This is a genomic window from Streptosporangium sp. NBC_01755, from assembly GCF_035917995.1.
GTDB lineage: Bacteria > Actinomycetota > Actinomycetes > Streptosporangiales > Streptosporangiaceae > Streptosporangium.
Genome location: NZ_CP109131.1, coordinates 2,575,049 through 2,601,296, shown reverse-complemented (window position 1 = coordinate 2,601,296; position 26,248 = coordinate 2,575,049). Strand labels below are relative to the sequence as shown.

Sequence of the window (26,248 nt, the reverse complement as noted above, 5' to 3'; positions counted from 1 at the left end):
GAACGTGTCCCAATGGGCAGAGCGCGCCGGAACAAGAGCACGTCCCCCAGCCGCGACGTCGCGGCCCGGCAGCAGGGGGAAGTCGAAGCGTCCGATCCCGCCCCGCCGAAAGGATCGCCGGCGTGGCTGGCGGGGATCGCCAGCGCTGTAATCCTGGCCGTGTTCGGCGTCGTGTTCACCGAGTGGTACAACGCGCACGGCTCCGACACGGTCGAGCAGGTACGCGGCGCGGCCCCGATCACCGTCGGCCACGTGGCCGTCGACTACTCCGAGCGCGATACCGTCCTGCGCGAACCGGTGACCGACCCCGAGGGCCGGGCGGTCATGCTGGCCGCTCACGCGGGCAAGCAGCGTGACGGGGTGCTGGCGCGCCACCAGATGGCCCTGATCGACAGCATGGACGTCACCGTCGTGCTGACCGGGAACCGCACCAGCCTGCGCATCGTGAACATCGTGCCGCAGGTCCTCGCCCGCATGCCGGTGTCGGAGGGCGCCCGCCTGATCGCCATCACCGGCAGCGGCGAGACGGGCACCGTCGAGATGGCCGCCGACCTCGACCGCCCCGCGCCCCGGTTCACGACCGACGGCGGTACCGAGTACTTCCGGAAGAAGCAGATCGACCTGAAACGGGACGAGCGGGTCACGCTCAGCCTGAGCTTCACCGGCAAGAAGGCGTACTACGAGTTCGACCTGCTGGTCACGGTGCTCGCGGACGACCGTGCCGAAAAGGTTGTGATCAAAGGGCCGGATGGGGGGCCGTTCCGGTTGAGCGGGGAGGCCGACCGCTACCGGGCCTACTACCGGGAGGCGCCGCAGGGAGGCTGGCGGCCGGTCTCCTGCGCGGGACGCCGGACGTGCTGATCACCCGTTGCCTCCGGGCCCTGACGGCGCTCTCGCTGGCCGCGGCGGTCGCGGTCGCCGACGACTCGCGGCCTCCGCTGGAGCTCATGAGATGGGAGGCGGCGTGGTCGGCCCCCGCCGATGAGACGGCCTCGTTCTCCTTCCTGTCCGGCGAGAATCTGATCATGGCGACGCCGGAGGGGACAGTGACCGTGCGCGATCCCGGCACCGGCGCGATCCGGCTCACCATTCGCACCCCGGTCACTTCCCTCAGCGACGCGTGGGCCACGGTCGGCACCCTCGTCGTGACCGGGAGCCCGAAAGGATCGTCGGACCGGACCCTGTACGGCTACGACCTGGCCTCCGGCGGCCCGTTGTGGCGGCACGAGCTGCCCCCGTCGGGGCCACGGGCGGACGACCTCCCGCGGATCCTGGTGTCCGAGTACGGCGTCGTCGTCTTCCACCAGGAGTCCGGGCTGCTCTCGCTGGACGTGCGAACCGGCGGCGTCCGGGCGCGGGCCGCCGAGGCGGTGGGCTGCGAGGGAGAGACCGGCTCCACATCCCGGGCCCTGCTGCTGCTGAGCCGCTGCGGGCAAGGCCGCGTGCGACTCGACTCCTTCGATCCGCGCACGCTACGGCGAAACTGGACACGTCCGGTGACCACCTGGAACGTCCCGCCGGGCGTCGGTATCCGGCTCTGGTTCAAGAGGGCGTCGGAGGGCTTCGTCATCGCGGCGGTGGACGGCGACGATTTCCTCTTCACGCAGGACGGCACACCGCTGCCCCGCTCCCGCCTGGACAGGGCCGCCGCCGGGAGCCCGTCGCCGGAGGTCGGTCAGCATCCCGACGCCGAGGACCGCCCCGGGTTCGACTGGAACAACGCGTGGCCGCTGCCCGGTTACCTCATCTCGCGAGAGCAGGACACCGGCCCTCCCGTCGCGCTTCCCCTCGACAGGCCGCTCACCCACACCACCGTCCTCGTGGGGGCGACCTCCCATATGGCCTTCATCCACGGTGACGCCCGGATCACCGCCCTGCGTCCCGTCTACGGACGTCCCACCGGCCCCGTCGCGCTCGGCGGCGTCCCGCCGGGCGAGTGGCCGGATGCCTGCTCCCTGCTCACCTCGCGCGACCTCGGCCAGGACGTCCGCCGCGTCCCGGGAAACAAGTCCCTGGGCCACCTCACGCTGCCCAGGCCCGTGACCTGCGACTGGGTGCCGCCCGAGGACGACGGCGAGGTCATCTCGCTCTCCGTGAGCTGGGTGTCCCCGAACGCCGGCGCCCTCTTCACCGACGCCGCCGAGCAGACCAGGCGTCACGAGAGCTTCGACTACGACCCCACGATCGAGGGCGACGGCATCTTCTCCTACACCGCCCACGGCCCCGGGGGGACCTTCGGCGCGATGCTCGTCAATGTGGGTCCGGTCATCGTCCGGCTGACGTCGCCGTCGCGGCTGGTGCAGCGCCTGGCCGCAGTCCGGGTGCGTGACAACCTGATGGCCCGCTACCGGCCGGGGGAGCGCGTCCTGCCTCCGGCGCGGACGGGCGGGTGGACCCATCTCGCCGACGGGAGCGTCAACACCGACCCGGTGGTGGGCGGCGGTGTCGTGTACGCCGGCGCCGACGACGGGCTGTACGCCCTGGACGCCGTCACCGGCCGGGCACGGTGGAAATCCTGGCCGGCCGCGCCCATGCTCGTGGACGGCGTGCTCTTCGGCGCGAGGAGCGACGGGGTGGCGGCCATCGACACCGCCACCGGCCGGATGCGGTGGAATCGCCGCTTTGGCACCCGGTACGTCGGCATCAAGGACCTCGTCATCCAGGACGGCGGCGTGTACGCGGGCGTCGGCCTCACCCACGTCGTCGCGCTGGAGGCCGCCACCGGCGAGCAGCGGTGGCGCTTCCGCGTCCCCGGCACCCTGGGCCGCGTGGCCGTGGCCGCCGGCACCGTCCACGTGAGCAGCCGGGAAGGCATGCTGTACGCCCTCGACGCCAGGACGGGTGCGCTTCGCCGGCGTTCCCGCGTGGGCACCGGCAATATCAACCCGGCCGGTTACCTGGCCGCGACCGGGGAGGCCGTCTTCGTGATCACCGGCGCGAAGGCGTCCGCGCTCGACCCCGCCACCGGGAAGGCGCGGTGGCGCGCCCGCGTCAGCGCCGCCGTCCGGTACGACCCCGTCGTGATCGGCGGTACCGTCTACCTCGGCGATCTCGCCGGGCGCACGTACGCGCTGAACGCCGCCTCCGGCCAGGAACGATGGAGGCTCGCCGCCGAGGGCGACAGCGGCATCTGGAACGTCACCGCGTCACGAGGAAAGGTCTACGTCGCCGGCCGGAGCCTGCACGCCCTCGACCCCGAAACCGGGCGGGAACGGTGGAGCAAGCCGTTCACCGCCACGGTGTCGGTCCAGGGGGACACCGTCTTCGTCCAGGACGAGGACGGTACGCTGTACGCGCTGGACCCGGCCACCGGCGCGCCCCGCTGGCGCTTCCAGACCGGCGGCCGCTTCCAGACCCGGCCGGTCGTGGCCGGCGGCCTCGTCTACGTCGGCAGCTCCAACGGCAACCTGTACGCGCTGCGCGCCACGGACGGACTGGCCGACCATCGCGATTCTGGAGCGGTCGATCAGGTCGGAACCGCCCCGCTTCGCTGGTAACCGGTCGAGCACGAAGGAGACGTCGGCCGTCTGGCCCTGAACCACCCTCGTGCCGAAGCCCGGATCGGTGTCGCTGTCGCACGCGATGCAGTCGGCGACCCGCCCGTCGGACAAGGTCGTGGCGTGGCTCTCGGCGGAGCTGAAGTGCTCACACGCCGAGGCGCAACTGCGGTCGGTGAGCACCACCAGCGGCAGGTTGAGCAGTTCGACGGTGTCGTCGGTCCGCAGGGCTTCGCACTTGGCGTCCACTGTGCACAGGTAGGCGGTGACCTTGCCATGGACGAAGGCGCTCACCAGCCGGATCGCTTGGCCAGGCCCAGGGTGAGGGCGAACTGGGCGCGTTGACCGCCCGACAGCTTGCCCGCCCGGAAGTCGAGGATGAGACCGAGCCGCGCGATGCGCTCCCGCGCCGTGGCCGCTACCGCCTGAACACAGCTGGAGGGGCCGCGTCCACCCACCTTGCCTTCCAGCGCGGGAACCCCGCAACTCGTGCCCGCCAGGGCGCAAGCTGCCCACCCGCAGATCCGCCCCACAGGCCGATCCGGCCGTTGAGGCCGTAGCGGAAGCCGTTGGCGCGCAGATACCGGATCGAGGCCTTCACCTCGTGGATCTGCTGCGGGAACTTGGCGCTCGTGCTCAGGGTGTAGTTGACGGAGGCAACGGCAAATCCCTGCGAGAGCAGTGATGTCCACTCAGGGATCCGCTGCAGCTCGCTCTTGTCTCCGGCGGACCAGCCACCGCCGTGACGGCCCAGACGCGCTTTCAAGCCTAGGTGCACACTGATCTCCCCTCAAGATGAAGATGAATTCAAATTCACCCCTTGGGCAAGGGTTGTCAACTCCAGCCGATGCCTGCATGATGAATCAGAATTCACATTCACTGTGAGGGGGATCACATGTATCTCGTGGAGTCGTGCCGCATTCGCACCTCAGGTGCCCGGGCGGTGGAGCTCTTCCAGGTTGACGGCCTCTCACTGCTGGCCATCCCGCAGCTGGCCGTCGACGTGCCCGGGCAACCACCCGGTATGAACGTCGGCGACAGTGACACCGAACTGCGGGTACTCCGCCTTACAGCCGAAGGTTTCGAGCCCTTCCAGAGCCTTCAGGTGCCGGGCGGTGAGGACGCGGAGTTCTTCCGGATCGGCCGGCGGGCGTTCCTGGCGACCGCGAGCATCCGCCGCGGCCAAGACCCCTATGCGTTCGGCGTGGACTCCCAGCTGTACGAATGGGACGGCGCGCGCTTCGTCCCCTTCCAGAGCGTGCCCGGTTTCGCGGCCAAGCAGTGGCGGCACTTCACGCTGGCCGATCAACATTTCCTGGCCCTGGCACAGGGGCTTCCGCTGGCTGGGAGCCAGCCGTCGCGGATCTACCGATGGGACGGCCGGGCCTTCGAACCGTTCCAGGAGATCGCCTCCGAGCAGGGCTACAACTGGCACGCCTTCCGGGTGGCGGGGCACGACTTCCTCGCCCACGCCGACCACCTCGCTCCGTCCGTCCTGTACCGCTGGGACGGAGCGCGCTTCGCCGTACACCAGAAGCTGGCCGAGCAGCACGGCCGGGCTTTCGCCTCCTTCCGCGCCGACGGCGAGGAGTATCTACTCGTCGGCTGCATCCTCAGCCCGTCGCGGCTACTGCGCTGGGATGGTGAGTCGTTCGTGGAGCACGCCGTGCTGGACGGGCTCGGCACCCGCGAGTTCGCGGTCCTGCAGGGCAAGGGCGGCCTGTACGTGCTGCGGGTCAACTTCATTCACGGCACCCCCGCCGCGCCGACGACCGCGCTGAGTTCCCAGCTCTACCACTGGCAGGACGGTGGGCTGCGCGTCGTCGAGGAGTTCCCCACCAGCGGCGGCACGGACGTTGCCGTCTTCACCGACGACCGGGGGCCACTCGTGGCGGTCTCCAACGGGCTCAGCGCCGACGTGCGGTTCGCCACCGAGAGCGTCATCTACCGCTTCATCGAGCAGGAGCACCAGTGACCGAGGAGTTCATCCGGCTGTTCGCCACCTACACAGCCGATCCGGACAGCATCGGCAGGAGACTGGGGCGCGCGGTCACCGATCGCGCGCGCAACAACCCGCTGATCGCCGCGACGGCCACCGACATCGCGCTCTACCCGGGAGACGGCAGGCCGCCCACGGTCGAAGGGTTCCGGCTCTCGACCAGGGGCTTCAAGGAGCTGACGGCGATCTCCCACCTGGGTCCCGCCGTGGCTTCGCTGGTCAGGCTCCGCGACCTGGGCGAGGAGTCCTGGCGGAAGGCCGCCGAGCGCCTGCTGGCCGAGGTCAAGGCCACCCGCGCCGCCAACAGCATCGAACTGTGGCGGGACCGGATCGCGGTCGAGGCCTACCGGGGCAGGGAACGTGAGATCGCCGACATGGTCGACCACGCGTGCGCGATGACCGCCCGCTACCTCACGGCCGCGCTGGACGACGAGGACTATCTCACTTCCGAGACGCTCCGCCGCGACTACCTCGACAACGGCATCAACTCAATGATGGTGGCCACGTTCTTCCTGGTCAGCCTCGACACCAGCTTCCGCATCACGCGCTGGTTCACCGAGCAGGACCTGGCCTGGGAGCGGGCCATGGTGGTGATCGCGGGCAGGCAGGGCCGTCCGACCGCGGGCGTCACCTGGAACACCAGCAGCGTGGCCACGATGATCCTCGCCGCCTCGCGCGGCCGCCTTCCGTTGGATCGCGTGTACGTGGCCCCGCACGCGCCCACCTTCCCCTCCCCTGCCGGCGGCGACCTCACCCAGGTGATCGCGCTGGAGGAGGACCTGCGCACCCTCTGGTGCAGCACCAGGGCCACCGTCGAACTCGGCGACGTGATGTTCGACGGCTATCCGCGCTACGTCCCTGGCGGCCTCACGCTCCCCGACGTCACCGACCTCGGCGTCGCCGAGGTGAGCGAGATGCCCGCCATCCACTCGGCCGACGACATGCGTGCGCTTGTGACCAGGCTCCGCATCGTGCTGGAGGACCCGAGGCAGCTGCTGTCCAGCTGCGTCACCGACTTCGCCGCCGCCTCCCTGGCGGCGGTGGGTAACGATCCCACCCAGGTAGTGGTGCCTGGGCTGACCGACCTCTGAGAGTGAACCATGACCATCGACCGGCGCTCGTTCCTCCTCGGCGCATCACTGCTGTCGCTGACCACCGCATGCGGTTCGTCAGGCTCCTCCTCCTCTTCTTCCTCCTCCTCGAACTCACTCAAGATCGGCGCATCGCTGCCGCTCACCGGCCCGGCCGCGGACGTCGCCGATCCCGGCTACAAGGGCTACCAGGTCTGGCAGAGCCAGATCAACACGCGCGGCGGGCTCCTGGGCCGCAAGGTGGAGTTCGTCATCCTGGACGATGGCTTCGACCAGAACACCGTGGTCTCCAACTACAACCGGCTGATCACCCAGGATCGGGTGGACCTGCTGATCGGCACGTTCTCCTCGTTCCTGAACCTGCCGGCTTCGACCGTCGCCGACCGCAACCGCATGCTCTACATCGAGCCGTCGGGTGGTGCGGCGGATATCTTCTCGCGCGGCCACACCAGGCTGTTCTTCAGCCAGCCGGGCACGACCGACACCGCGCATCGGCCGTTCGCCGCTTATGTGGAGGGCCTGAAGGAGCGGCCCGCCACCGCGGCCTACCTGTACCAGGACGACCCCAGCACCGACGTGCCCGTCCAGAACCTCCAGAAGACCTTTGAAGGGCTCGGCATCGAGACCGTCTACGGGCAGAAGTACCCGCCGGACACCAAGAACTTCGACGCGATCGCCAACGCGATCCGGCAGACCAACCCCGCCCTGCTGGTGCACGGGGCGCTGGAGGTCGACGGCGTGGCCGTGGTCCAGGCCCTGCAGCGGGTCGGCTTCACCCCGTCGATCCTCTACCAGACCAGGGCGCCCTCCAGTGTCAACACCTACCCGCAGGCCATCGGCGCCACGAACACCGAGGCCGTCTTCACCGCCGGCAGCTGGCATCCGGCCTCGAAGTATCCGGGCAACGCCGAGTTCGTCGCGGATTACCGCAAGCAGTTCAAGCAGGAACCGAGCGAGGACGCCGCCAACTCCTACACCGCGGCGCAAGTGCTTCAAGTCGGCGTCCAAGCCGTCGGCAAGCTCGACCAGGATGCGATCGCCGCCTGGCTGCACGCCAACACGGTCGACACCATCGTCGGCCCGCTGAAGTGGGACAAGCGCGGCGTTCCCGACGGCAGCCTGCTGCTGATGCAGTGGCAGCGTGGCAAGCTGGAGGTCGTCGCCCCGGCCTCGGCCGCGACCGTCACCTCCGTGATCGCCGCCAAGCCAAGCTGGGCGACCTGATGCAGGCGTTGCTCTTCGGCCTACTCGTCGGCGGCGTATACGCCCTGGCCAGCAGCGGCCTGACGCTGATCTTCGGCGTCATGCACATCGTCAACCTGACCCACGGCGCGATCCTCATCGCCGGGGCATTCCTCACCTACAGCATCTGCACGGCGACGGGCCTCGACCCCTTCGCGACGATCCCCGTCACCGGCACCGTGCTGTTCGGCCTGGGCTGGCTCATCCACAAGCTCGTCATCCAGCGGGCCGAGCGCGGCGGTGAGGGCACGATCATCCTCTCCACGCTCGCGCTCGCCATGATCCTGGAGGGAATCACCATCCTCATCTGGGGCCATGAACCGCACACCGTCGTCACCTCCTACGCCCGCACGTCCATCCGGCTGGGCGACCTGGTCTTCCCCACGGCCCAGGTGTACGGCTCCGCGTGCGCGCTGGCCCTGCTGGCCGCGCTGTACATGGTGCTCAACCACACGTGGCTGGGCAGAGCCGTACGCGCGGCCACGGCCAACCCGCAGGGCGCCGAACTCGTCGGCATCCGGGTGGAGCGGGTCAACGTCGCCGCCTTCGCCCTCGGCGTCGCGCTGACCGGCGCGGCGGGCTCGATCCTCGCGGTCCTGTCTCCCTTCACCCCGGACTCCGGGGAGCAGTGGATCGGCCTGGGGCTCGCCATCGTGGTGCTCGGCGGCATGGGCAGCCTCGGCGGCGCGCTGATCGGCGCCCTGGTCCTCGGCGTGGCCGAGACACTGACGGCCACCTACGGGTCGCCCTCGTGGGCCACTGCCATGCCCTTCGCCGTCATCGTGCTGACCCTCCTGCTGCGCCCGCAGGGGATCTTCGGCGTTCGAGTTCGACAGGATGTGGTCACCGGATGAGGATCCTGATCATCGCGGCCGGCGGCGCCCTCCTCGCGCTGCCCGTGCTGTGGGGCGACGCCTACTACCTGAACATGCTCATCCTGATCTTCCTCCTGGCGATCATGGCCAGTTCCTGGAACATCATGGGCGGCTACACCGGCTACATCTCCCTCGGGCAGAGCGCCTTCCTCGGCGTCGGCGCCTACACGACCGCCATCGCGGCCAACACGTGGTCGATCTCCCCATTCCTGGCCGCTCCCCTGGGCGGCCTCGCGGCGGGGGCGCTCGCCGCCGTCCTCGGCCTGGTGACCTTCCGGGCGCGAGGCAACGCGTTCATCATGATCACGTTCGCGATGCTCTACCTGCTCGGCATCGTGGCGCTGAACTGGACGTCGGTCACGAACGGCAACGACGGCATGATCCTTCCCGCGCCGACCTGGAGTAGGGACTACGCCCTCTGGCCCTTCTACTACGCCCTGCTCGGTCTGCTGATCCTGACGCTGGTGATGTCGAAGGCGATCGCCTCCTCACGCTTCGGCCTCGGGCTGACGGCCATCCGCGAGGACGAGGAGAAGGCCGCGGGCATCGGCGTCAACACCTCGGCGGCCAAGCTCGCCGCCTTCGTGGCCAGCAGCGTGCCCATCGGCGTGGCGGGCGGCTTCTACGGCTACTACCTGAGCTTCCTCGACTCCAGAGCCATGTTCAGCATCGTCACCAGCATCATGATCGTGCTCGCCGCCCTGCTCGGTGGCTCGGGCACGCTGTGGGGCCCCGTGCTGGGCGCCTTCCTGCTGGAGCCGTTCTCCCAGCTGACCAACCAGCTGTTCACCGGTCCGACCGCGGGCGCCTGGCGGCTGGTCGTCTTCGGTGGGCTGCTCCTGGCCATCCTGCTCTTCCTGCCCAAGGGCATCATTCCCGGGGTACGGCAGGCGCTGGCCAGAAAGCGACCGGCCATCGTGGGCAAACGCCTGGCCCCCGCCGCCGTCCCGTCCTGGCTCGCGGTCGGCGACGGGGGGCGATTGGAGGTGCACGGCATTCGCAAACGCTTCGGCGGGCTCACCGTCCTCGACGGCCTGGACCTCACCGTCGAGCCCGGCTCGATCACCGGGTTGATCGGGCCGAACGGATCCGGCAAGACCACGCTGTTCAACCTTATCGACGGCGCGATGAAGCCGGACAGCGGCACGATCCTGCTCGACGGCCGGCGGATCGACGCCTCGAGCCGATGGGCACGCAGCCGGGCGGGGCTGGGCCGTACCCACCAGATCACCCGATTGTTCCCCCGGTTGTCGGTGCTGCGGAACGTCGTCGCCGGATCCAACGGGTCCTGGGCGGCTCCGGCGATCACCGGTGTCCAGGCCGCCAGGGGCGCTGAGCTCCTCGATCTCGTCGGGCTCGGCGACTATCGTGACCTGCCCGCCGGCGAGCTCTCCTACGGCCAGCAGAAGCTCATCGAACTGATCCAGATTCTCCTGCTCCAGCCCCGCCTGGTGCTGCTCGACGAACCGGCGGGCGGCATCAACCCGACGCAGATCGAGCAGATGGGCGCCCTGATCCGCGAACTCAACCGGACCGGGACCACCTTCCTGATCGTCGAGCACAACATGCCCTTCGTCCTCGGGCTCTGCGACACGGTCCACGTCCTGGCAGGTGGCCGCCGCATCGCCTCCGGCACGCCGCAGGAGGTGCGGAGCGACCCGCTGGTGCTGGACGCCTACTTGACAGGAGCGAGCCAATGATCTCGATGACCGGTGTCTTCGCCGGGTACGGCGGAGGCGACGTGCTGCAGGGGCTGGACCTGGAGGTCTTCCCCGGCTCGGTGACCTGCATCGTCGGCCCCAACGGCGCGGGCAAGTCCACCGTGCTGCGGACCATCAGCGGCCAGCTCGCACCGCGTCTCGGCGCGATCCGCTTCGACGGCCGCGACATCGCCGGACGGTACCCCGCCGAGCTGATCAAGGCGGGGATCGTGCAGGTGCCGCAGAAGAACGGCCTGTTCCCCGCGATGACCGTCGCGGAGAACGTACTTCTCGGCGGCTACCTGCGCCGCCACGAGAAGACGTATCTGCGGGGGCGCTTCGCCTGGCTCGCCGAGCGCTTCCCGATCATCGCTGAGCGGAGCGGCGAGCCGGCGGGGAACCTGTCCGGCGGGCAGCGGCGAACCGTCGAGTTCGCCAGGGCGCTCATGCTGGAACCGGCGATGGTGCTGCTCGACGAGCCGTCTCTGGGGCTCGACCCGCGCTCGCTCGGTCTGGTCGGAGATGCCGTGAACGCCATGCGCGACAGCGGCATCACCGTGCTCATCGTGGAACAGAACGTGCGCTTCGGGCTCGGGATCGCCGGCCACGGTGTCGTCATGGAGAGCGGCCGCGTGCTCATGGCGGACTCCGCCCAGACAATTCTCGACGACCCGGAGATGGGCGCGCTCTTCCTGGGCGGCACCCCGTGAGCGCCTTCCTGGGCGGCACCCCGTGAGCGCCTTCCTGGAGCGGCTGCGGCAAGGGCTGCCGACGCTCATGCTCGGCATCCGCGGCAGCCGTACCTCCGAGGTCGTGCGGATGGCACACGCGACCGGCCACCACGCCGTCCTGGTCGACCTGGAACACTCCGTCATGTCCACCGATGTGGCCGCGCAGCTCTGCTCGGCCGCCGACAGTCTGGGAATGACGCCGCTGGTGCGAGTGCCGGAGCGCGAATACGGCATGATCGGTCGGCTCCTGGACGGTGGCGCCCACGGCATCGTCGCCCCGCGGGTCGAGACGGCGGACGAGGCACGGCAGGTCGCCCGCGCCTGCCGGTTCCCGCCGCGCGGGCAACGCTCGCAGACCGCCCAGGTGCCTCAGTACGGCATGCGTCCGGTGCCCGCCAGGGAGCTGAACCCGGCGCTCGACGCCGCGGCCGTGGTGCAGATCCTCATCGAGACCCCGGCGGGGATCGCCAACGCCGACCACATCGCGCAGGTGGACGGCGTGGACATGCTCGCGATCGGTGTCAACGATCTCACCGCGGAGCTCGGCAGGCCCGGCGCCTACGACGATCCGCGAGTGCTCGACGCGATCGCCACTGCGGCCGCGGCCTGCCGTACGCACGGGAAGTTGCTGGCGGTCGGCGGCATGCCCGCGGCCGGTCTCGCCGGTGTCTGCCCACTCCGAATCACCGGTATGGACTCCGCCCTGCTCTTCCAAGCCATCGGCTCTGCCGCGAAGGATGCGTCATGACCCTTCAGACCACGCCCATGCGGGCCACGACGAGCAACACCCGGCCGGGTTTCACGATGCCACCGCTGAGCTGTGACGCCCATTTCCACGTGTTCGAGCCCGGCTACGCACATGTTCCCGACCCGCTCTACACCTTTCCCGACGGCGCACTCGACCAGTACCTTCGCCTGGCCGGCTGGCTCGGCATCGAGCGGATGGTGCTGGTGCAGCCGACCTTCTACGGCACCGACAACAGCCTGCTGCTCGACGTGCTGCGCAAGGTGGGGCCGCGCTGCCGCGGCGTGGTCCGGATCGAGGACTCCGTGAGCGACGCGGAGCTCGACCGCTTCCACGAGGCGGGGGTGCGGGCGATCAGGCTCGACCTGTTCGCCCGCGCGTCGTGGCGCACCGACGAGCTCATCGCCTACATCCGCGCGATGGCCCAGCGCGCCAGGCCGCGCGGCTGGCACCTGCAGTTCTACACGCCGGGCGCGGTCGTGCGGAATCTCCTGCCCTTCCTCGCCGAGCTCGAACACACCTTCGTCATCGACCACATGGGGTACGGGATGGACCTCGACGGGCTGCTGCCGCTGCTCGCGGGCGGGCACTGCTATCTCAAACTGTCGGGGCCGTACCGGCTGGCCAAAGACGGGCCGCTGTCGGCCGTCGAGCCGCTGGCCCGCGCGCTGGTCGAGACCCACCCCGACCGGCTGCTGTGGGGCTCGGACTGGCCACACCTGCCCGACGGCCAACGCGACACCGGCGAGTTGCTGAATCTGCTGGCCGATTGGGCGCCCACCCCGGAAGATCGCCACCAGATCCTCGTTGAGGCGCCCGGGAGGCTGTTCTACGGGCAGTAATCTCGGTGATGGGGAGGTATCTGGTGAAGTCCAAGCGTACCGAGGCAGAGCTCAAGGACGCCGCGCGGCGGCTGTTGACCCGCAAGAGCTATGCCGAAATCAAGATCATCGATATCACCGCGGAGGCGGGGAAGGCAGTGGGCTCGTTCTACCGCTATTTCGAGGACAAGGACACCCTGCTCGCCTCGCTGGCCGGGGACTTCCAAACGGCGCTGCGCTCCCACGTCGTCGATCACCTCGGTCACGAGCACACGCTCTCCACGACCGACGACATCCGCCGCCACGTCGGCGCGTACTGGGCCACCTACCGCGAACACCTGCCGGAGATCGTCGGTATCTTCCAGGCGTCCATGTCCAGCGGAACCTTCCGCCACATCCACGACGAACTACGCCAGCGCCACGTGGAGAACTGGACGCGGCACATCCGCGAGACCGACACCCCGGCGGCCAGGAGCGAGGAGAGCGCCCGGCTGGCGGCGCTCGCAATATCCTGCATGCTGGAGTCCTTCTGCTACCACCGCCTCGCGGAGAACCCGGGAGGCGACGACGACGAGGCCATCGAAACCCTGACCCAGCTGATCGCCAGGGGGTTGCTGGGGTGACCGGTGGGTGACCGGGGTCCTTGCTGAAAGACCACTGAAGATCTTGAAGACCACTGAAGATCTTGCGTTCCGGCTGCGTTCCGGCTGCGTTCCGGCTGCGTTCCGGCCGTGACGAAGTCAGACTTCTGGGTCATGCAGGGGGAGTGGGCCGGGGACCCGCTCGTGGTGGCCGTCTATTGACAGACCCGGACGGGCGGCTCATCCAAGCGTACGTTTCGACGAGATCGACGAACCCCGACCGGAAGCGTCGCAGGCGCTGATCAAGGTTGAGACAGCCTCGCTCAACTTCGGCGAGCCTGCCTTCGCTGCCCGGCAGAAGCGAGGTCGCGTCCGCGCAGGTGGTGTACGAGTGTTTGAGATCGGTACCTGCGTCGCGCCTGGCTGATCGCCGTTGAAAAGCGTGGCGTAGTACGTGGGGAAAAGCGTGGCGTAGTACGTGGGGAAAAGCGTGGCGTAGTACGTGGGGAAAAGCGTGGCGTAGTACGTGGGGAAAAGCGTGGCGTAGTACGTGGGGAAAAGCGCGGCGAGGGCGGTGGAGTGGTGTGCGACCGATCTGACCTGCGTATTCGTTGAAAATTTCGCCGATACCACCGGGACCCCATTGTCGGAAAGCAGAGGAGTAAGCAAAGATCGACGGGTTGATCCACTGTGGTAGGGGCCGCAGCCCCCCGTCGAAGGGTAGACAAGTGATCAGGTCTGTTACGAAGGTCATCGCCGTGACGGCCTTAGCCGCCGGCGTTCTCGCGGTCAACCCGGCATACACGGCGTACGCGGCCTCCGCCCCCTACACTCCCGAGGGAGTCTGCGGGGCGGGGTTCACCCGGGTGAAGGACGGCATCCGCCCCCTCAAGTCCGGACGTGACACCTTCGGCTACGTCTACCTCATGTACAACCGCAGCACCGGTTACAACTGCGTGGTCAGTATCAAGACCGCCTTCTACCGGACCGCCACCTACACCACCGCCACCCTGAAGGTGGAGGGCGGCAAGTCGAAGACCGACGCGGGCAAGTTCAAGTACTACGCCGGGCCGGTCAAGCTGAAGGCCCGTGGCGATTGCGTCTCGTACTGGGGCAGCACCCGAGACACCCGGCTGGACTACGCCGAGGCGACCGGCGGCCGCAAGACCTTCGGCAACTGCGGATAGCGAGACCTCAAGCGCCGGGGCCACACCCGGTCCCTCGCCCCCAACCTGACGGTTCCAAGTGGTGTGGTAGGTGCTGGAGGTCACCGTTCACCCGGCGCCGGCAGTGCCCGCGCAGCGAGTCGGACCACCTGGGGCCAGCCACGTTAGAGGGCTGGTCGGAGTCATGATCAGCGACCGGTTTTCAACTGGGTTTCCAAAACACTGACTGTTGACTCCGGCGGCTGCTCGACCAGTTTGTTTTCGTTCTGCCAGTTGACACTCTGGTGTACATGTACTTAGCGCGCGTCGTAGTCTGGACGGGCGGAGCTTGCCTTCCAGGCAAGGGCCCGCGCATGGGGAGAGGCCCCGACCAGGCCGCCAAACCAAGATCGAGGCCCCTCTGGGATGTGATGCGGGTTCAGCTAGGCCGGCTGCCTAGTTGGGCACGATCACGCGCAGCGCCCAATCCACCACGATGAGAACCGCTCGGACAACGAGCAGGTGCGCCTCCGTGGAGTCGGCCGCCTTGCGACGTGGCTTTCCCGCCATGGGGGGTTACCCCTCTCTGTGGGCCTCGGTGATCCTGAGATCGGCCGTGAGGCCCGTCCCGGTCGATCCGGGCGTACCGGCCGAAGCAGAGATGGCGCTTAAAACGACGCTGGAGTCAGCGTAATCGGCCTTTCCCGTCTGCGGATTCACCGTCTGGCCTGTCCGTCCGGTGAAGGCGCGTCAGATGCCGAACGGCGCGGCGTAGCGGACGATTCCGCCGGGCAGTGGGCGGCAGCGGCCGGTGTCGAGAGCGCGGGCCATCAGGGCCTCGTCCGGGACGTCGATGGTCAGGCCGATGCCATGGGCGGAGGCACGGGTGAAGCCGAACCGGGGGTAGTAGGCCGGGTGCCCCAGGACGACGACGTAGTGCTCGCCCATGTCCGCGGCCGCCTTCAGGGCGGCACGGACGGTCGCAGAACCGGCGCCGCTGTTTTGCCGCTCGGGCCGGACGGCGCACGGGGCCAGGCACAGGGCCGGGGTGTCGCCGATGTGACAGCGGGTCAGCAGTGCGTGGCCGACGAGATCGCCGCTCTCGTCCGCGGTGACGAGGGACAGTCCCTCGATCCACGCGGCCGGGTCGGCGCGCAGTGCGTCGACGAGGTCGGCCTCCTCCGCGGTGGGAAAGGCGGCAAGGTTGATCTCACGGACGGCGGGGATGTCGGCGCCGGTCTCGGCGCGCGTGATCCAGGTGTTGCGCATGATCGCTGAGGATCCGTTTCGGAGTGATGTTCGTGTGGACACCCCGCGGGCTCACGCTCCCGAAGGAGGGCAGGCCGGATGAGATCAGGCCGCGGCCCGGGACGCGAGGGAGACCCGGACGCTGCACATGGCGGGCCTGAGCGCGGTCATCGACCCCACCTCCCTGCTTCTCCGCTCCTGGTCGAACACGAACGGAAGCCAGTTTACAGAGGGGGATGGAACCGCTGGCGCATCGGATGTAGACGTGGTGCGGGCCAGGCCTTGGCGGAGAGTGCAGATCCCAGCCATGATCTCGAAATGTCACCGGAGTGCTGACGCGGGTGTCCTACGCTGCGGCGGGGCTTCCGTTCGGGCCTGTCCGGAAGATCCGGGGCGCCTCACTCCTTCGGACTGTTACCACCCTAGCGAGTGGTCTGTCCGGAATCTCTGGAGCACCTCGGTGTCGATCGCTGCCTGCGTCGCGGTCGGCGTCGGCCTGGTGATCGCCGGCCTGAGACCGCGCCTCAACGAGTACCGCCAGCTGTACCTGACCTCTCAGGTCAGAACACCTAGCCGACGTCGCGGCGGCGGAAGCCGTACAGGCCGGCGATGGCCAGCGCCGCGGCGATCGCGGTCATGGCCGCCAGCGGGGTCGCCGAGACCTCACCGCCCGGCAGTGTGGGCAGGTGGCTGAAGGGTGACAGGTCCAGCAGCACCTGGGGCAGCTCCAGTAGCGCGCCCACCTGGCCGAAGAGCAGGAACAGCGCCAGGACCGCCCATGCCGCGGCGACCAGGCGGGGCAGCAGGCCGAACAGGGCGAGGGCCAGACCGGAGAAGATCCATACCGCGGGGAGCTGAGCGAGAGCCGCGCCCAGCGTGGCAGGCAGGTGGGCGGCCATGTCTCCTGAGGCTGCGCCGTACGACAGACCGACGGCCAGGCCGGTCACGGCGAGGACCGCCGCCGGGCCGAGCACGGCGAACAGCATGTGGCCGGCCGCCCAGCCGACGCGGCTGACCGCGGTGGCCAGCAGCGGCTCGGCGCGGGCGAGGCTCTCCTCGGTGCGCAGCCGCAGCGCGGCCTGGATGGCGTAGCCGGACACGGCGATGCCGAAGATGCTGATCAGCGCGGCGATGAACAGGTCGGCCGGGTCGGTTCCGCCGCCGAGCCGGTTGAGCATCTCCATGATCTGGGCGTTTTGCCGCAACGCGGAGGAGGCGGCGTCGGCGGCGCTGCCGATCACCGCGCCGAAGACGGCGAAGCCCGCGCACCAGGCCAGCAGCAGCCCCCGGTGCAGGCGCCAGGCCAGTGCGAGCGGACCGGCCAGGCCGGGCGCGGCCTGCGCGGGACCCAGCCGGGGCGGCAGCAGACCGGCCGCGATGTCGCGCCGGGCGGCCAGCGCGTAGGCGGCGTAGCAGGTCACCGCGATGAAGGCGGCGAACAGGGCCAGCGGCCACCACTCCTCGCCGGCGAAGGGGCGCAGCTTCTGCCCCCAGGCGATCGGCGACAACCACGACAGCCAGGAGGCGTCGGTGGTGTCACCGGCCATCCGCAGCAGGAACGCCAGCCCGAGAGCGGAGATGCCGATCACCCGAGCCCCGGAGGCGCTCTCGGTGAGCTGGGCGGCCACCGCGCCGATCGCGGCGAAGGCGATGCCGACCAGGGCGTAGTCGAGCCCGGCCGCCAGTGCGCCGGCCACCGGATACGTCCCGGCGAGGGAGCCGGCCACGATCAGCCCGGCGATCACGTTGGCCGACGCGACGACGATGAGGGCGGCGGCCAGCGGGGCGTGGCGGCCGAGCACGGTGGAGCCCAGCAGCTCGCGGCGTCCGCTCTCCTCTTCTGCCCGGGTGTGCCGGATCACCGTGAGCAGGCCGGCCAGGCCGAGGATCACCGGAACGAATCCGGCACGCCACACGCCCAGTGCCGCCACGTGCCAGTCCAGCAGCGGGCCGTACAGGGCGAAGAAGGCCGGAGTGGCACGCATGGAAGCGGCGAACGACTGCAACTCGGCGTCGGTGGAATAGAGCCCGCCGATGGCGGAGATCTGGGTGACGGGCATGATCGCCAGAAGGAGCACCCAGATCGGCAGGATCACGCGGTCGCGGCGCAGAATCAGCCGGACCAGCGCTCGCGTGCCCGTCATCAGCCGTCCACCCGGGCGTAGTGGCGCATGAACAGCTCTTCCAGCGTCGGCGGCTGGCTGGTCAGCGTGCGCACGCCCACGCTGGTCAGCTGGCGCAACGCCGCGTCGAGCTCACCGGTCGTCACCTGGAAGGTCACCCGGTTGCCGTCGACACGAAGGTCGTGCACGCCGTGCAGGCCGTTGGGCGACCCGGCCAGCTCCGCGGTGATGGTGGTCCTGGTCAGGTGGCGCAGCTCGGCGAGGGTGCCGGTCTCGACTATGCGGCCGTCGCGGATGATGCTCACCCGGTCGCACAACTTCTCGACCTCGGCCAGGATGTGGCTGGACAGCAGGATCGTACGGCCCTGCGCGCGTAGTTCGCCGACGCACTCGGTGAAGACCGCCTCCATGAGCGGGTCGAGCCCGGAGGTCGGCTCGTCGAGCAGGAACAGCTCGACGTCGGAGGCCAGCGCGGCCACCAGGGCGACCTTCTGCCGGTTGCCCTTGGAGTAGGCGCGGCCTTTCTTGCGCGGGTCCAGCTCGAAGCGCTCGATCAGCTCGGCCCTGCGCCGGGGGTCCAGGCCGCCGCGCAGCCGGCCGAGCAGGTCGATGACCTCGCCGCCGGACAGTCCCGGCCAGAGGGTGACGTCGCCGGGCACATAGGCCAGGCGGCGGTGCAGCTCGACGGCGTCCTTCCACGGGTCGCCGCCGAGCATGGAAGAGCTGCCCGCGTCGGCGCGCAACAGCCCGAGAAGGACGCGGATGGTGGTGGACTTTCCCGCGCCGTTCGGGCCCAGGTAGCCATGCACCTCGCCGGCCCTGACCTCAAGGTTGAGGCCGTCCAGTGCGGTCGTCCGGCCGAACCGTTTGGTCACGCCGGACATGGAGATGACGTTACTCACGCTTTAGAATGTACATAGTCTTCACAGGTTCGTGAAAGATATGAAGACACTAAACTATGGATCCTTGACGCGGGGCGAGAGGGGCAGGATGAGGGACGAGGAAGCGGTGCGCCAGTTCGTCGAGCGGCTCAGCCGGATGCTGGCCGACTGGGGCTTCCCGCCGATGGCGGGCCGGGTCCTGGTGACGCTGTCGGTCGCGGAAGAGGACACGCTGAGCGCCCCCGACCTGGCCGAACGCCTCGACGTCAGCCCGGCCGCCATCTCCGGCGCGGTCCGCTACCTCATCCAGCTGGGGATGGTCGCCCGGGATCCGGTGCCCGGATCCCGCCGCGACGTCTACCGGCTGCTCCACGACAGCTGGTGGGAGGTCGCGCTGACCAAGGTCGGCCTCTACAAGACCCTCGCCGACATGGTCGACGAGGGCATCGAGGCGCTCGGCGGACCGCAGACCCACGCCGGGCAGACCATGACCGAGCTCCGCGACTTCTACCTGTTCATGCACCGGGAGATCCCTATGCTGCATGACAAGTGGCGCGAGACGCACTAGCGGCGGCTGTCACGGGGACGATCCGGCTCTGTTCCCCGAACTCGCCGCGGTTGCCCGCGGCCTCGATCTTTCCCAAGACGAGATCGGTATCCTCCGGGCACCCGTCAGGCGTCGAAGCGGCGGCGGGAGGCCTCGATGTGACCGAGGTACTGGTGGGTCCAGTCGCACATTCTGTGGACCGTCTCTCGTAGGGCTTGGCCCGGCTCGGTGAGGGTGTACTCGACCCGCGGCGGCACGGTGGGGTACACGTTCCGCTCGGCCAGGCCGTTGCGCTCCAGCATGCGCAGGTTCTGGGTGAGCATCTTGTGGCTGATGCCCTCGATCTCATTCCGCACCCCTGGTGAACCCCAGCGGATTGCCGGAAATCGATGTCTACCGGCAGGTGTCGATCGCGACCGGGTCGAAGCTGGTCTTCATCGCCGGGCAGGTCGCCTGGGATGCCGATGGGGTCACGGTCGGCGAAGGCGATCTCGCCGCTCAGGTCGAGCAGTGCCACCTCAACATCGGCACCGCCCTGGCCGAGGTCGGTGGTTCCTTCGACGACGTGGCGAAACTGACCGTCTACGTCGTCGACTGGACCCCCGACAAGATGCCCCTGTTCCTGGAGGGGGTCACTCGGGCGGCCGCGAAGCTGGGGGTCACCCCGGTGCCGCCGGGCACGCTGCTGGGCGTTGCGGCACTGGACGTCCCCGACCATCTGGTCGAGGTCGAAGCCACCGCGATCCTCGACTGAACAGGTGATCCTCGCCCTGAGCTTGTTCTTGACCTCGGGCCTCGAACGGTGTCTCGAACTGGTTCGCCGGTCTCGAGTGTGGCGACGGTGTGGAGGTATGGGGCAGGTAGCGTGCAAACCGTCGTACGGGTGAGGCATCGCCCCTACCGTCGCAAGGTATGCAGACAGTGGATGTACTGGTCGTGGGTGCGGGCCTGGCCGGCCTGCGCACAGCCCGTCTGCTCGCGCGACGGGAATTGAACGTGATGGTGGTCGACCGTCGTAGGTCGCTGTCGACGGGCATCCGCACGACAGGGATCTTCGTGCGCCGCACCCTCGATGACTTCGACCTGCCGGACCACCTGCTCGGGCCGGGTGTCCGGGATGTGCTGCTGTATCCGCCGTCGCGGCGGGCACCGATCCGGCTCACCAGCGACCGGGACGAGTACCGCGTGGCCGACATGGCGGCCGTCTACGAGCACGCGCACCGCGCGGCGGAGTCGGCCGGAGCACGGGTCCTCCTGGGCGTACGGTATGTCGACGCGTCGATGGGTTTTGTGCGGTTCGCGGGTGCGGAACCGGTGACGGCCCGGTTCATCGTCGGCGCGGACGGCGCCCGCTCCCGGGTGGCCCGTGATCTCGGTCTTGATGTCAACCGGCGCTTCCTCGTCGGTGCCGAGATCGTCCACCCGGTCGCGTCGGGCACGACCGACCCGGTGTTCCACTGTGTGCTGGACCCCCGGGTCGCTCCGGGGTATCTGGGATGGGTCATCGACGACGGCCGGCATGCGCATGTCGGCGTCGCGGGATATCCGGACGCGATGCGCACCGGCATTCGCCACCTGCTGGACGCCTTCGCCGCGGATGCGCCCGGCCGCGTGGCGCCGGCCGGGCCGATCGAGCGCCGAGGTGGTCCGATCCCGGTCGGCGGTCTGCTGCGACGGTTGGCGTGCCCCGCCGGACTGCTCGTCGGAGACGCGGCGGGCGCGGTGTCGCCGCTGACGGCCGGTGGGCTGGACCCCTGCTTACGCATGTCCGAACTGGCCGCGGCGGTCACCGCCGGGTACCTGCGTACCGGCGACCAGCGCATGCTGAGCCGGTACGACGGGGACGTGTTGCGGACCCGGTTCCGAGGCCGGCTGTTGCTGCGCCGCGTGTTCGCCGGCATCCGATCCCCCGCTGCGGCAGAGGCGGCGGTGACCGTGCTACGCGGTCGTGCCGGTCGTGCCCTGGCGGCGCGGATCCTGTTCGGCTGACCCTGGCGCCGGCCACCTGAGCCACCTGTCCACACGCGCCCGGGCCGTCGCCGGTGCCCTCGCCGGTTTCGCCGTCGTGGGCGGCGCGACATCGACGAGGCCGTCGCCGAAGCCGACCTCAAGGCCGTCGCCGGGCAGTTCGGCTGACACCCTTGGCAGCGCTGGAAGGATGTGACCGTGGACCGCCGTGGTTTCCTGCTCGCCGGGCTCGCCGTGGCCCTCACCGGGTGCGGTCCCTCCGGCATGAAGGGATTTGCTGTGCTCAACGAACAGTTGCTGACCGCCGCCGCCCAAGGCGACGTGGCCAAGGTCCGCGAGGCGATCGCGAACGGGGCCGACATCGAGGCCCGGGACCCGCAGCGCCGTACCGCCCTGCTGCTCGCCGCGGCGGCCGACCATGTGGAGGTCGCCAGGGTCCTGGTGGCTGCGGGCGCGGATCCGAACGCGCTGGATTTTCAGCACGACACGCCCTGGCTGGTGACAGGGGTGACCGGCGGCGTGGCCATGCTTCATGCGCTGCTCCCGGCCAAGCCGGACCTGACCATCAGGAACCGGTACGGCGGGGTCTCGCTGATCCCGGCATGTGAGCGCGGTCATGTGGACTACGTGCGCGAGGTGCTCAAGACGGGTATCAACGTCAACCACGTCAACGACCTGGGCTGGACCGGACTGCTGGAGGCGGTCATTCTCGGCGACGGCTCCGCGCCGTACCAGGAGATCGTGGGTCTGCTCATCGCGGGAGGGGCCGACGTGAACCTGGCCGACAAGGAGGGCACGACCCCGCTCCAGCACGCACTCGACAGCGGTCAGAGTGAGATCGCCGTCATCCTCCGCGCCGCCGGAGCACGATAACCCGTTTTTGCGGGTCGAGGTGCTATTGATCATCCTTCGTGCATCGAATGCGATGTGTGGAACTGCCGTTGGGCATGGACGAAACGCTGCGCCACAGTGATCGTGGAGAGCGCGGTGAGCACCCAGAGGGTGACCTCCAGGGCCCAGATCAGCCCCAGACCGCCGAGCAGGGCGCCTACTCCTGCGATCTTGAGTCTTAGGTACCGGTGTGCGATCCCGATTTCTCCCGACACGCCGAGACCCTCGGCTCGGGCCCGGACGTATGAGACGAGGTAGGCGGCGACCAGGCAGCACAGGGCGGCGGCGGCACGGGGCCTTCCGCTACCGGCCGGCCAGAAGGCCAGTGAGGCAAAGATGACACCGTCGCCGATCCGGTCCGACGCCGAGTCGAGTAGTGCCCCGAATCGGGTGCCGCCGCCGCTCAGGCGGGCCATCATCCCGTCCAGTGCGTCGCACAGCGAGCCGGCCGTCACGATGGCGGTGGCGATGAGCAACTGGCCGCGGGCGGCGAAGCCGACCGCCCCGGCTACCGTGCCGAGCAGGCCGAGCACCGTCATCGCGTTGGCCGACACACCCGCATTGAGCAGTAGCCGGGCGGCGGCGGAGCGGGCCCAGGTGATCACTTCGGCCGCCCTCAACGGCTTTCCTTCGAACCTGGAACGTCCGGAGCGTCGTAGCTCGCGGCCGGTACGTCTCCAAGAAGGTGTATCCGGCCGGTCAGTCCGTCGATGCTCACCTGCTGCCCGTCCTTGATCACCTTGGTCGCGCCGTACACGTTGACCACGGCGGGCAGGCCGTACTCGCGGGCCAGGATGGCCGCGTGCGAAAGCTGTCCGCCGATCTCGGTGATCAGGCCGCCCAGTAGCGGGAAGACGGCGGTCCAGCCGACGTCGGTGGATCGGGTCACCAGGATCTCACCGCGCCGTATCCGGGCCGCCGCCCGTGGATCCAAGACGACGCGGGCGGTGCCCCGTACGCTGCCGGCGATACCGGTGAGGGGGCGGCCTTGTGCCGGCATGGCACCCGGAGAAGCGCCTGGCGTGGCGGGAGAAGCGCCTGGCACGGCCCCCGGAGAAGCGTCTGGCGCGGCGGGAGAAGGGCTGAGCGGGGTCCCGTCGGCGCTGACGACATCAGGAGCCTCGACGTCGAACCAAGCGGTGAACGTCTGGCGCCGCAGGCGAACCAGGTCGATGAGGTTCAGGCCGGCCGCCGCGGGTGAACCATGCTGGATCACCCGGATGATGTCGTCCAGGGTGAGGAAGAACACGTCGTTCACGGCTGCCAGCCAGCCGTGTCCGGTCCAGCGTTGGCCGAAGCGGACGGCGATCTGGCGAGCAGGGTAGGACGCCTTGATCGCCGAGTCCTTCCCGTTGTCACGGAGCCGGATGGCATCGTGTGCCCGGAGTAGTACGGAGTGGAACATCCGCCGGCGGATCGGGCCGAGGTGAGCGTTTGCCCAGGCGACCGCCTCCGCCCGGTGCCGGCGCTGGATCGCCGTGCTCGTGGCGAGGTCGTCCTCGCCCGGGGTCAGATAGCCGGCGAGTAGCTCGATGACGAGTTCCGGCGCGTCACGCCAGCGCGGATAGAGCCATTCGGCCTCGTTGGCGCACCGGTAGCCGTGTTCGTCCAGGAACTCGTCGAGCAGCCGCAGGACCGGCTCGGCAGCGGGCAGCTCCCGCAGCCGGGACAGTGCGGTCACGGCGTCCGTGCCGAGTATCTCCTGGACGAGCCGGGCTTCGTGAACCGCATGCGCGATCCGGGACAGCGCGGCGCCGAGCTCGGCCGACCTGATTCCGGACAGCCCTCCGATCAGCCAGTACGTCATCTCGGGGCGGTCGAACCAGCGGGTCGTCAGCCGCTCCAGCATGGCGATCGCGGTGAGGGACACCCCGCTCATGTCGTTTTGCAGCTTCATCGCGTCGCTGGTCCGGGTCAGCCAGAGTTGGGCCGCCGACCAGAGTTCGGCGTCGGTCCGGCCGTCGTGGTCGCGCACATCGAACTCGGCGGCCCAGCGGTCGATGCGCGGAATCAGCGCGCGGAGCTCGCGAGCGGTGCCGCGCTGCCGGGTCGCCGGCCGGGCCAGCGTCGGCAGGTGGCGCAGCAGCCGCCATGGGCGTACCCGGCCGTCCCTTGACCCGGTGAACCCGCTGTTGCCGCGGCCCCGATCCATGAGCGCGGGCGGCAGGCCGAGTTCGTGCTCCAGAAGGTGCACGAGCGCGCCCTCGTTGTAGTAAATGCGCCCGTAGATGCGCCGGGCCCAGCTGATCTCGTCCAAGAACGGCGCGTGGAGCGACCTGAAGGAGTGGCGCACCGCGTTGGTGATGATCTCGGGAGCCACCGAGGCGACCAGCGGGCTTACCGGGTCGGGCCACAGCTCGCCGACGTTGGCACGGGTCCAGACGTCAAAGTCGTGCGACCGGTCGGTGCCTTGGACCGGCCAGTTGTCGTCACCTGGCACGAGTGGCGGGACGGACCCCGGCGCGGCCGTGGCGTGGTCCGTCCTTCGGGTGATCGGGCGGGCCTGAGGAAGTACTCGCCCGCGAGGGCATCGACTCGGGTCGGCTCGGCGTCGTGCTGGCGCCACAGCGCTCGCCCGAGTTCCTTCGGCGGCTGGGAGTCGCGCTGGGCGTGTCACCGGAACGGGTTGTGGACACCTGCGCCGGCGGCCTTGATCTCTGCACCTCCTCACTGCCGTACGGCTTCCACGAGGCACAGAAGCGGGGATTGGCCCGGCCCGGCGACGTGGGACTGGTGCTGGGGGCGGGCGCGGGCATTCAGGTGGGCGCCGCGCTGTACTGGTTCTGAACGCCGCGGTGGCGAGGTGCCGAGGTGCCGCGGTGGTGAGGTGCCGCGGTGGCGAGGAGAGCGGGACTCGGCGTGACGAGACCCTCCTGGTCGACAGGATGGCGACGAGCGATGTGGGCCGGAACACGATGAGCGCGGGAGCGAGGGCCGGACTTGACCAAGGTGGGCCACTTGGACAGCTTTGCGGTGAACAGCTGTGGCCTGCACTGTTTTTACCTGTACAGCGCCCAGGCGCTCTACCTGTTCGCTCCGCTCGCCGTCGGCATGGTGGTGCTCGGCGTCGCGCTTCGGTTCGATTCCGTGCGGTGGCTTCGGCGGCCGGTCGACGGGGGTCTGACCATACGGGGGCGGCGCCTCTTCGGCGCGAACAAGACCTGGCTCGGGGTGCTGTGCGGCTTGGTGGGCTGCGTCGTGGGAGTGGCGGCACAGGCCGCTGTCGGTGGCCGGGCCGGTGACATCGCGCTCATTGACTACCGCGCCGACATCGTCCTGCCACTGGGGGCGACGCTAAGTCTGGGGGCGACATCCGGTGAGTTGATCAACTCCTTTGTCAAGCGTCAACTGGATGTGCCGCCGGGGCGACCCGGCCCTCGACGGTGGAGAGCATTACTGCATGTCGTGGACCAGGTGGACGCCTTGGTAACGCTCTGACCCCTGCTGCTGCTCTGGCCGGCGCCCGAATGGCCACTGGTGGCGCTCTCCTTCGGCTGGGTGTTCGTGCTGCACCAGGCGATCACTTTGGTGGGTCGCCGGATCGGGTTGACCGGTTGAACCCGGCCTTTGCCGCAGGCGGGTGGAGGATGTCAAGAGAAGCGGCTGAGCAGCAGTGCCAGCCTCCGCTCGTGATCCTCACGCCGGAGCCTGCCGCTGCGCATGAGCATGAGGAGCCCGTGCAGCCCGCTCCAGATGGTCTCGGTGAGCGTCTCCAGGTCGTCGTCTCGTACCAGAGGCCGCACGGCCTCGCGCAGCCCGCCAAAGGCTGCCTGCAGGGCGGGCGGTGCTTCGGGGGTGGCGAACGGCAGGTCGACGGTGTGGGTGAACATCGCGTCGTACAGCGCGGGCCGCCGCTCGGCGAACGCGGCGTACGCTGCGCCGACGGCGGCGAGGGCCTGCCGGGGGTCGGTCGCCGACGTACGGGCCGCGCACAGTTCGGCGGCGAGGTCGGCGAAGCCCTCCACCGCGACCGCCGCCATGATGGCGTCCTTGCCCTTGAAGTGGCTGTAGAGGACCGGCTGGCTGTACTCGATCTCCTCGGCGAGCCGCCGCGTGGTCACCGCGTCCCAGCCTTCGGATTCGGCCAGTTTTCGCGCGGTCGTGACGATCAACCGCTCCCGCTCTGCCCGCTCGCGTGCCCGGCGCACCTGAATCGACATGGC

General features: G+C 69.4%; 27 protein-coding genes and 1 pseudogene. 19 read left to right on the top strand and 9 right to left on the bottom strand.

The genetic code is table 11. From position 1 onward, the window contains the following. Positions 1-12 precede the first annotated feature (12 nt). Genes OG884_RS11855 through OG884_RS11845 form a run of 3 tightly spaced genes read left to right on the top strand, consistent with a single transcriptional unit; the run spans position 13 to position 3,759 of the window. The gene (locus tag OG884_RS11855; protein WP_326644999.1) at positions 13-861 is read left to right on the top strand and encodes a hypothetical protein; all 849 of its coding nucleotides are present in this window, start codon (positions 13-15) and stop codon (positions 859-861) included. Beyond that, complete coding sequence (locus tag OG884_RS11850) at positions 855-3,497, top strand: outer membrane protein assembly factor BamB family protein (RefSeq protein WP_326644997.1); 2,643 nt, start codon at positions 855-857, stop codon at positions 3,495-3,497. The genes OG884_RS11855 and OG884_RS11850 overlap by 7 nt, the downstream gene beginning before the upstream one ends. A 49-nt stretch (positions 3,498-3,546) precedes the next feature. Continuing rightward, positions 3,547-3,759, top strand: a complete 213-nt coding sequence (locus OG884_RS11845; RefSeq protein ID WP_326644995.1) for a hypothetical protein — start codon at positions 3,547-3,549, stop codon at positions 3,757-3,759. A 28-nt stretch (positions 3,760-3,787) separates the two neighbouring features. Here OG884_RS11845 and OG884_RS11840 read toward each other — a convergent pair whose 3' ends face one another. Together OG884_RS11840 and OG884_RS11835 are read right to left on the bottom strand one after the other, a co-directional pair. Beyond that, positions 3,788-3,955 carry a hypothetical protein gene (locus tag OG884_RS11840; protein ID WP_326644993.1) on the bottom strand — a complete coding sequence of 56 codons (168 nt, stop codon included), beginning with the start codon at positions 3,953-3,955 and terminating at the stop codon, positions 3,788-3,790. Continuing rightward, positions 3,916-4,263, bottom strand: coding sequence for an alpha/beta hydrolase (locus OG884_RS11835; protein ID WP_326644991.1), 348 nt, complete (start codon positions 4,261-4,263; stop codon positions 3,916-3,918). The genes OG884_RS11840 and OG884_RS11835 overlap by 40 nt, the downstream gene beginning before the upstream one ends. 129 nt (positions 4,264-4,392) lie before the next feature. On the opposite strand from OG884_RS11835, the gene OG884_RS11830 reads away from it, so the two are divergent. The 10 genes from OG884_RS11830 to OG884_RS11785 all read left to right on the top strand — a co-directional run bounded on the left by OG884_RS11830 (position 4,393) and on the right by OG884_RS11785 (position 14,469). Further along, positions 4,393-5,472: a hypothetical protein gene (locus OG884_RS11830; RefSeq protein WP_326644989.1), complete on the top strand. Its 1,080-nt coding sequence runs from the start codon at positions 4,393-4,395 to the stop codon at positions 5,470-5,472. Next, positions 5,469-6,587 carry a DUF5624 domain-containing protein gene (locus OG884_RS11825; RefSeq protein ID WP_326644988.1) on the top strand — a complete coding sequence of 373 codons (1,119 nt, stop codon included), beginning with the start codon at positions 5,469-5,471 and terminating at the stop codon, positions 6,585-6,587. Before OG884_RS11830 ends, OG884_RS11825 begins: the two co-directional genes overlap by 4 nt. A gap of 9 nt (positions 6,588-6,596) precedes the next feature. Further along, entirely contained in the window at positions 6,597-7,811 is a 1,215-nt protein-coding gene (locus tag OG884_RS11820) for an amino acid ABC transporter substrate-binding protein (protein WP_326644986.1), read from the top strand. Beyond that, positions 7,811-8,683, top strand: a complete 873-nt coding sequence (locus tag OG884_RS11815; protein ID WP_326644984.1) for a branched-chain amino acid ABC transporter permease — start codon at positions 7,811-7,813, stop codon at positions 8,681-8,683. Before OG884_RS11820 ends, OG884_RS11815 begins: the two co-directional genes overlap by 1 nt. Beyond that, positions 8,680-10,404: a branched-chain amino acid ABC transporter ATP-binding protein/permease gene (locus OG884_RS11810; protein ID WP_326644982.1), complete on the top strand. Its 1,725-nt coding sequence runs from the start codon at positions 8,680-8,682 to the stop codon at positions 10,402-10,404. The genes OG884_RS11815 and OG884_RS11810 overlap by 4 nt, the downstream gene beginning before the upstream one ends. Next, positions 10,401-11,114, top strand: a complete 714-nt coding sequence (locus OG884_RS11805; protein ID WP_326644980.1) for an ABC transporter ATP-binding protein — start codon at positions 10,401-10,403, stop codon at positions 11,112-11,114. Before OG884_RS11810 ends, OG884_RS11805 begins: the two co-directional genes overlap by 4 nt. A gap of 22 nt (positions 11,115-11,136) precedes the next feature. Further along, entirely contained in the window at positions 11,137-11,883 is a 747-nt protein-coding gene (locus OG884_RS11800) for an HpcH/HpaI aldolase family protein (protein ID WP_326644978.1), read from the top strand. Beyond that, the gene (locus tag OG884_RS11795) at positions 11,880-12,722 is read left to right on the top strand and encodes an amidohydrolase family protein (RefSeq protein WP_326644976.1); all 843 of its coding nucleotides are present in this window, start codon (positions 11,880-11,882) and stop codon (positions 12,720-12,722) included. Before OG884_RS11800 ends, OG884_RS11795 begins: the two co-directional genes overlap by 4 nt. Positions 12,723-12,745: 23 nt before the next feature. Then, positions 12,746-13,324 (top strand): TetR/AcrR family transcriptional regulator, encoded by a 579-nt coding sequence (locus OG884_RS11790; RefSeq protein WP_326644974.1) that lies wholly within the window; start codon positions 12,746-12,748, stop codon positions 13,322-13,324. Positions 13,325-14,010: 686 nt separating this feature from the next. Next, positions 14,011-14,469: a hypothetical protein gene (locus tag OG884_RS11785; RefSeq protein ID WP_326644972.1), complete on the top strand. Its 459-nt coding sequence runs from the start codon at positions 14,011-14,013 to the stop codon at positions 14,467-14,469. A gap of 708 nt (positions 14,470-15,177) precedes the next feature. On the opposite strand, the gene OG884_RS11780 is transcribed toward OG884_RS11785, so the two are convergent. The 3 genes from OG884_RS11780 to OG884_RS11770 all read right to left on the bottom strand — a co-directional run bounded on the left by OG884_RS11780 (position 15,178) and on the right by OG884_RS11770 (position 18,682). Continuing rightward, positions 15,178-15,696, bottom strand: a complete 519-nt coding sequence (locus OG884_RS11780; RefSeq protein WP_326644970.1) for a GNAT family N-acetyltransferase — start codon at positions 15,694-15,696, stop codon at positions 15,178-15,180. A 548-nt stretch (positions 15,697-16,244) separates the two neighbouring features. Continuing rightward, complete coding sequence (locus tag OG884_RS11775; RefSeq protein WP_326644968.1) at positions 16,245-17,819, bottom strand: ABC transporter permease; 1,575 nt, start codon at positions 17,817-17,819, stop codon at positions 16,245-16,247. Further along, entirely contained in the window at positions 17,819-18,682 is an 864-nt protein-coding gene (locus OG884_RS11770; protein ID WP_442811721.1) for an ABC transporter ATP-binding protein, read from the bottom strand. Before OG884_RS11770 ends, OG884_RS11775 begins: the two co-directional genes overlap by 1 nt. A gap of 106 nt (positions 18,683-18,788) precedes the next feature. Here OG884_RS11770 and OG884_RS11765 point away from each other — a divergent pair, with 106 nt between their 5' ends. Further along, positions 18,789-19,247: a GbsR/MarR family transcriptional regulator gene (locus OG884_RS11765; RefSeq protein WP_326644964.1), complete on the top strand. Its 459-nt coding sequence runs from the start codon at positions 18,789-18,791 to the stop codon at positions 19,245-19,247. Between the two features lie 104 nt (positions 19,248-19,351). On the opposite strand, the gene OG884_RS11760 is transcribed toward OG884_RS11765, so the two are convergent. Further along, on the bottom strand, positions 19,352-19,582 hold the full coding sequence (locus OG884_RS11760) for a winged helix-turn-helix transcriptional regulator (RefSeq protein WP_326644962.1): 231 nt from the start codon (positions 19,580-19,582) through the stop codon (positions 19,352-19,354). Positions 19,583-19,602: 20 nt separating this feature from the next. Between OG884_RS11760 and OG884_RS11755 the strand changes: the two genes are divergently transcribed. The 3 genes from OG884_RS11755 to OG884_RS11745 all read left to right on the top strand — a co-directional run bounded on the left by OG884_RS11755 (position 19,603) and on the right by OG884_RS11745 (position 22,067). After that, positions 19,603-19,980, top strand: coding sequence for a RidA family protein (locus OG884_RS11755; RefSeq protein WP_326644960.1), 378 nt, complete (start codon positions 19,603-19,605; stop codon positions 19,978-19,980). Positions 19,981-20,138: 158 nt separating this feature from the next. Continuing rightward, positions 20,139-21,215, top strand: coding sequence for an NAD(P)/FAD-dependent oxidoreductase (locus OG884_RS11750; protein WP_326644958.1), 1,077 nt, complete (start codon positions 20,139-20,141; stop codon positions 21,213-21,215). A 177-nt stretch (positions 21,216-21,392) separates the two neighbouring features. Beyond that, positions 21,393-22,067, top strand: coding sequence for an ankyrin repeat domain-containing protein (locus tag OG884_RS11745; protein ID WP_326644956.1), 675 nt, complete (start codon positions 21,393-21,395; stop codon positions 22,065-22,067). 29 nt (positions 22,068-22,096) lie between these two features. On the opposite strand, the gene pgsA is transcribed toward OG884_RS11745, so the two are convergent. Together pgsA and OG884_RS11735 are read right to left on the bottom strand one after the other, a co-directional pair. Beyond that, positions 22,097-22,705 carry a phosphatidylinositol phosphate synthase gene (pgsA, locus tag OG884_RS11740; protein WP_326644954.1) on the bottom strand — a complete coding sequence of 203 codons (609 nt, stop codon included), beginning with the start codon at positions 22,703-22,705 and terminating at the stop codon, positions 22,097-22,099. Further along, entirely contained in the window at positions 22,702-24,525 is a 1,824-nt protein-coding gene (locus OG884_RS11735) for a PEP-utilizing enzyme (protein ID WP_326644952.1), read from the bottom strand. The genes pgsA and OG884_RS11735 overlap by 4 nt, the downstream gene beginning before the upstream one ends. An 86-nt stretch (positions 24,526-24,611) precedes the next feature. On the opposite strand from OG884_RS11735, the pseudogene OG884_RS11730 reads away from it, so the two are divergent. Further along, positions 24,612-24,872, top strand: a pseudogene (locus OG884_RS11730) (3-oxoacyl-[acyl-carrier-protein] synthase III C-terminal domain-containing protein); the annotation flags it as partial. A gap of 171 nt (positions 24,873-25,043) precedes the next feature. After that, positions 25,044-25,523, top strand: coding sequence for a CDP-archaeol synthase (locus OG884_RS11725; RefSeq protein ID WP_326644950.1), 480 nt, complete (start codon positions 25,044-25,046; stop codon positions 25,521-25,523). A gap of 152 nt (positions 25,524-25,675) precedes the next feature. Here OG884_RS11725 and OG884_RS11720 read toward each other — a convergent pair whose 3' ends face one another. Further along, on the bottom strand, positions 25,676-26,245 hold the full coding sequence (locus OG884_RS11720; RefSeq protein ID WP_326644948.1) for a TetR/AcrR family transcriptional regulator: 570 nt from the start codon (positions 26,243-26,245) through the stop codon (positions 25,676-25,678). Positions 26,246-26,248 lie beyond the last annotated feature (3 nt).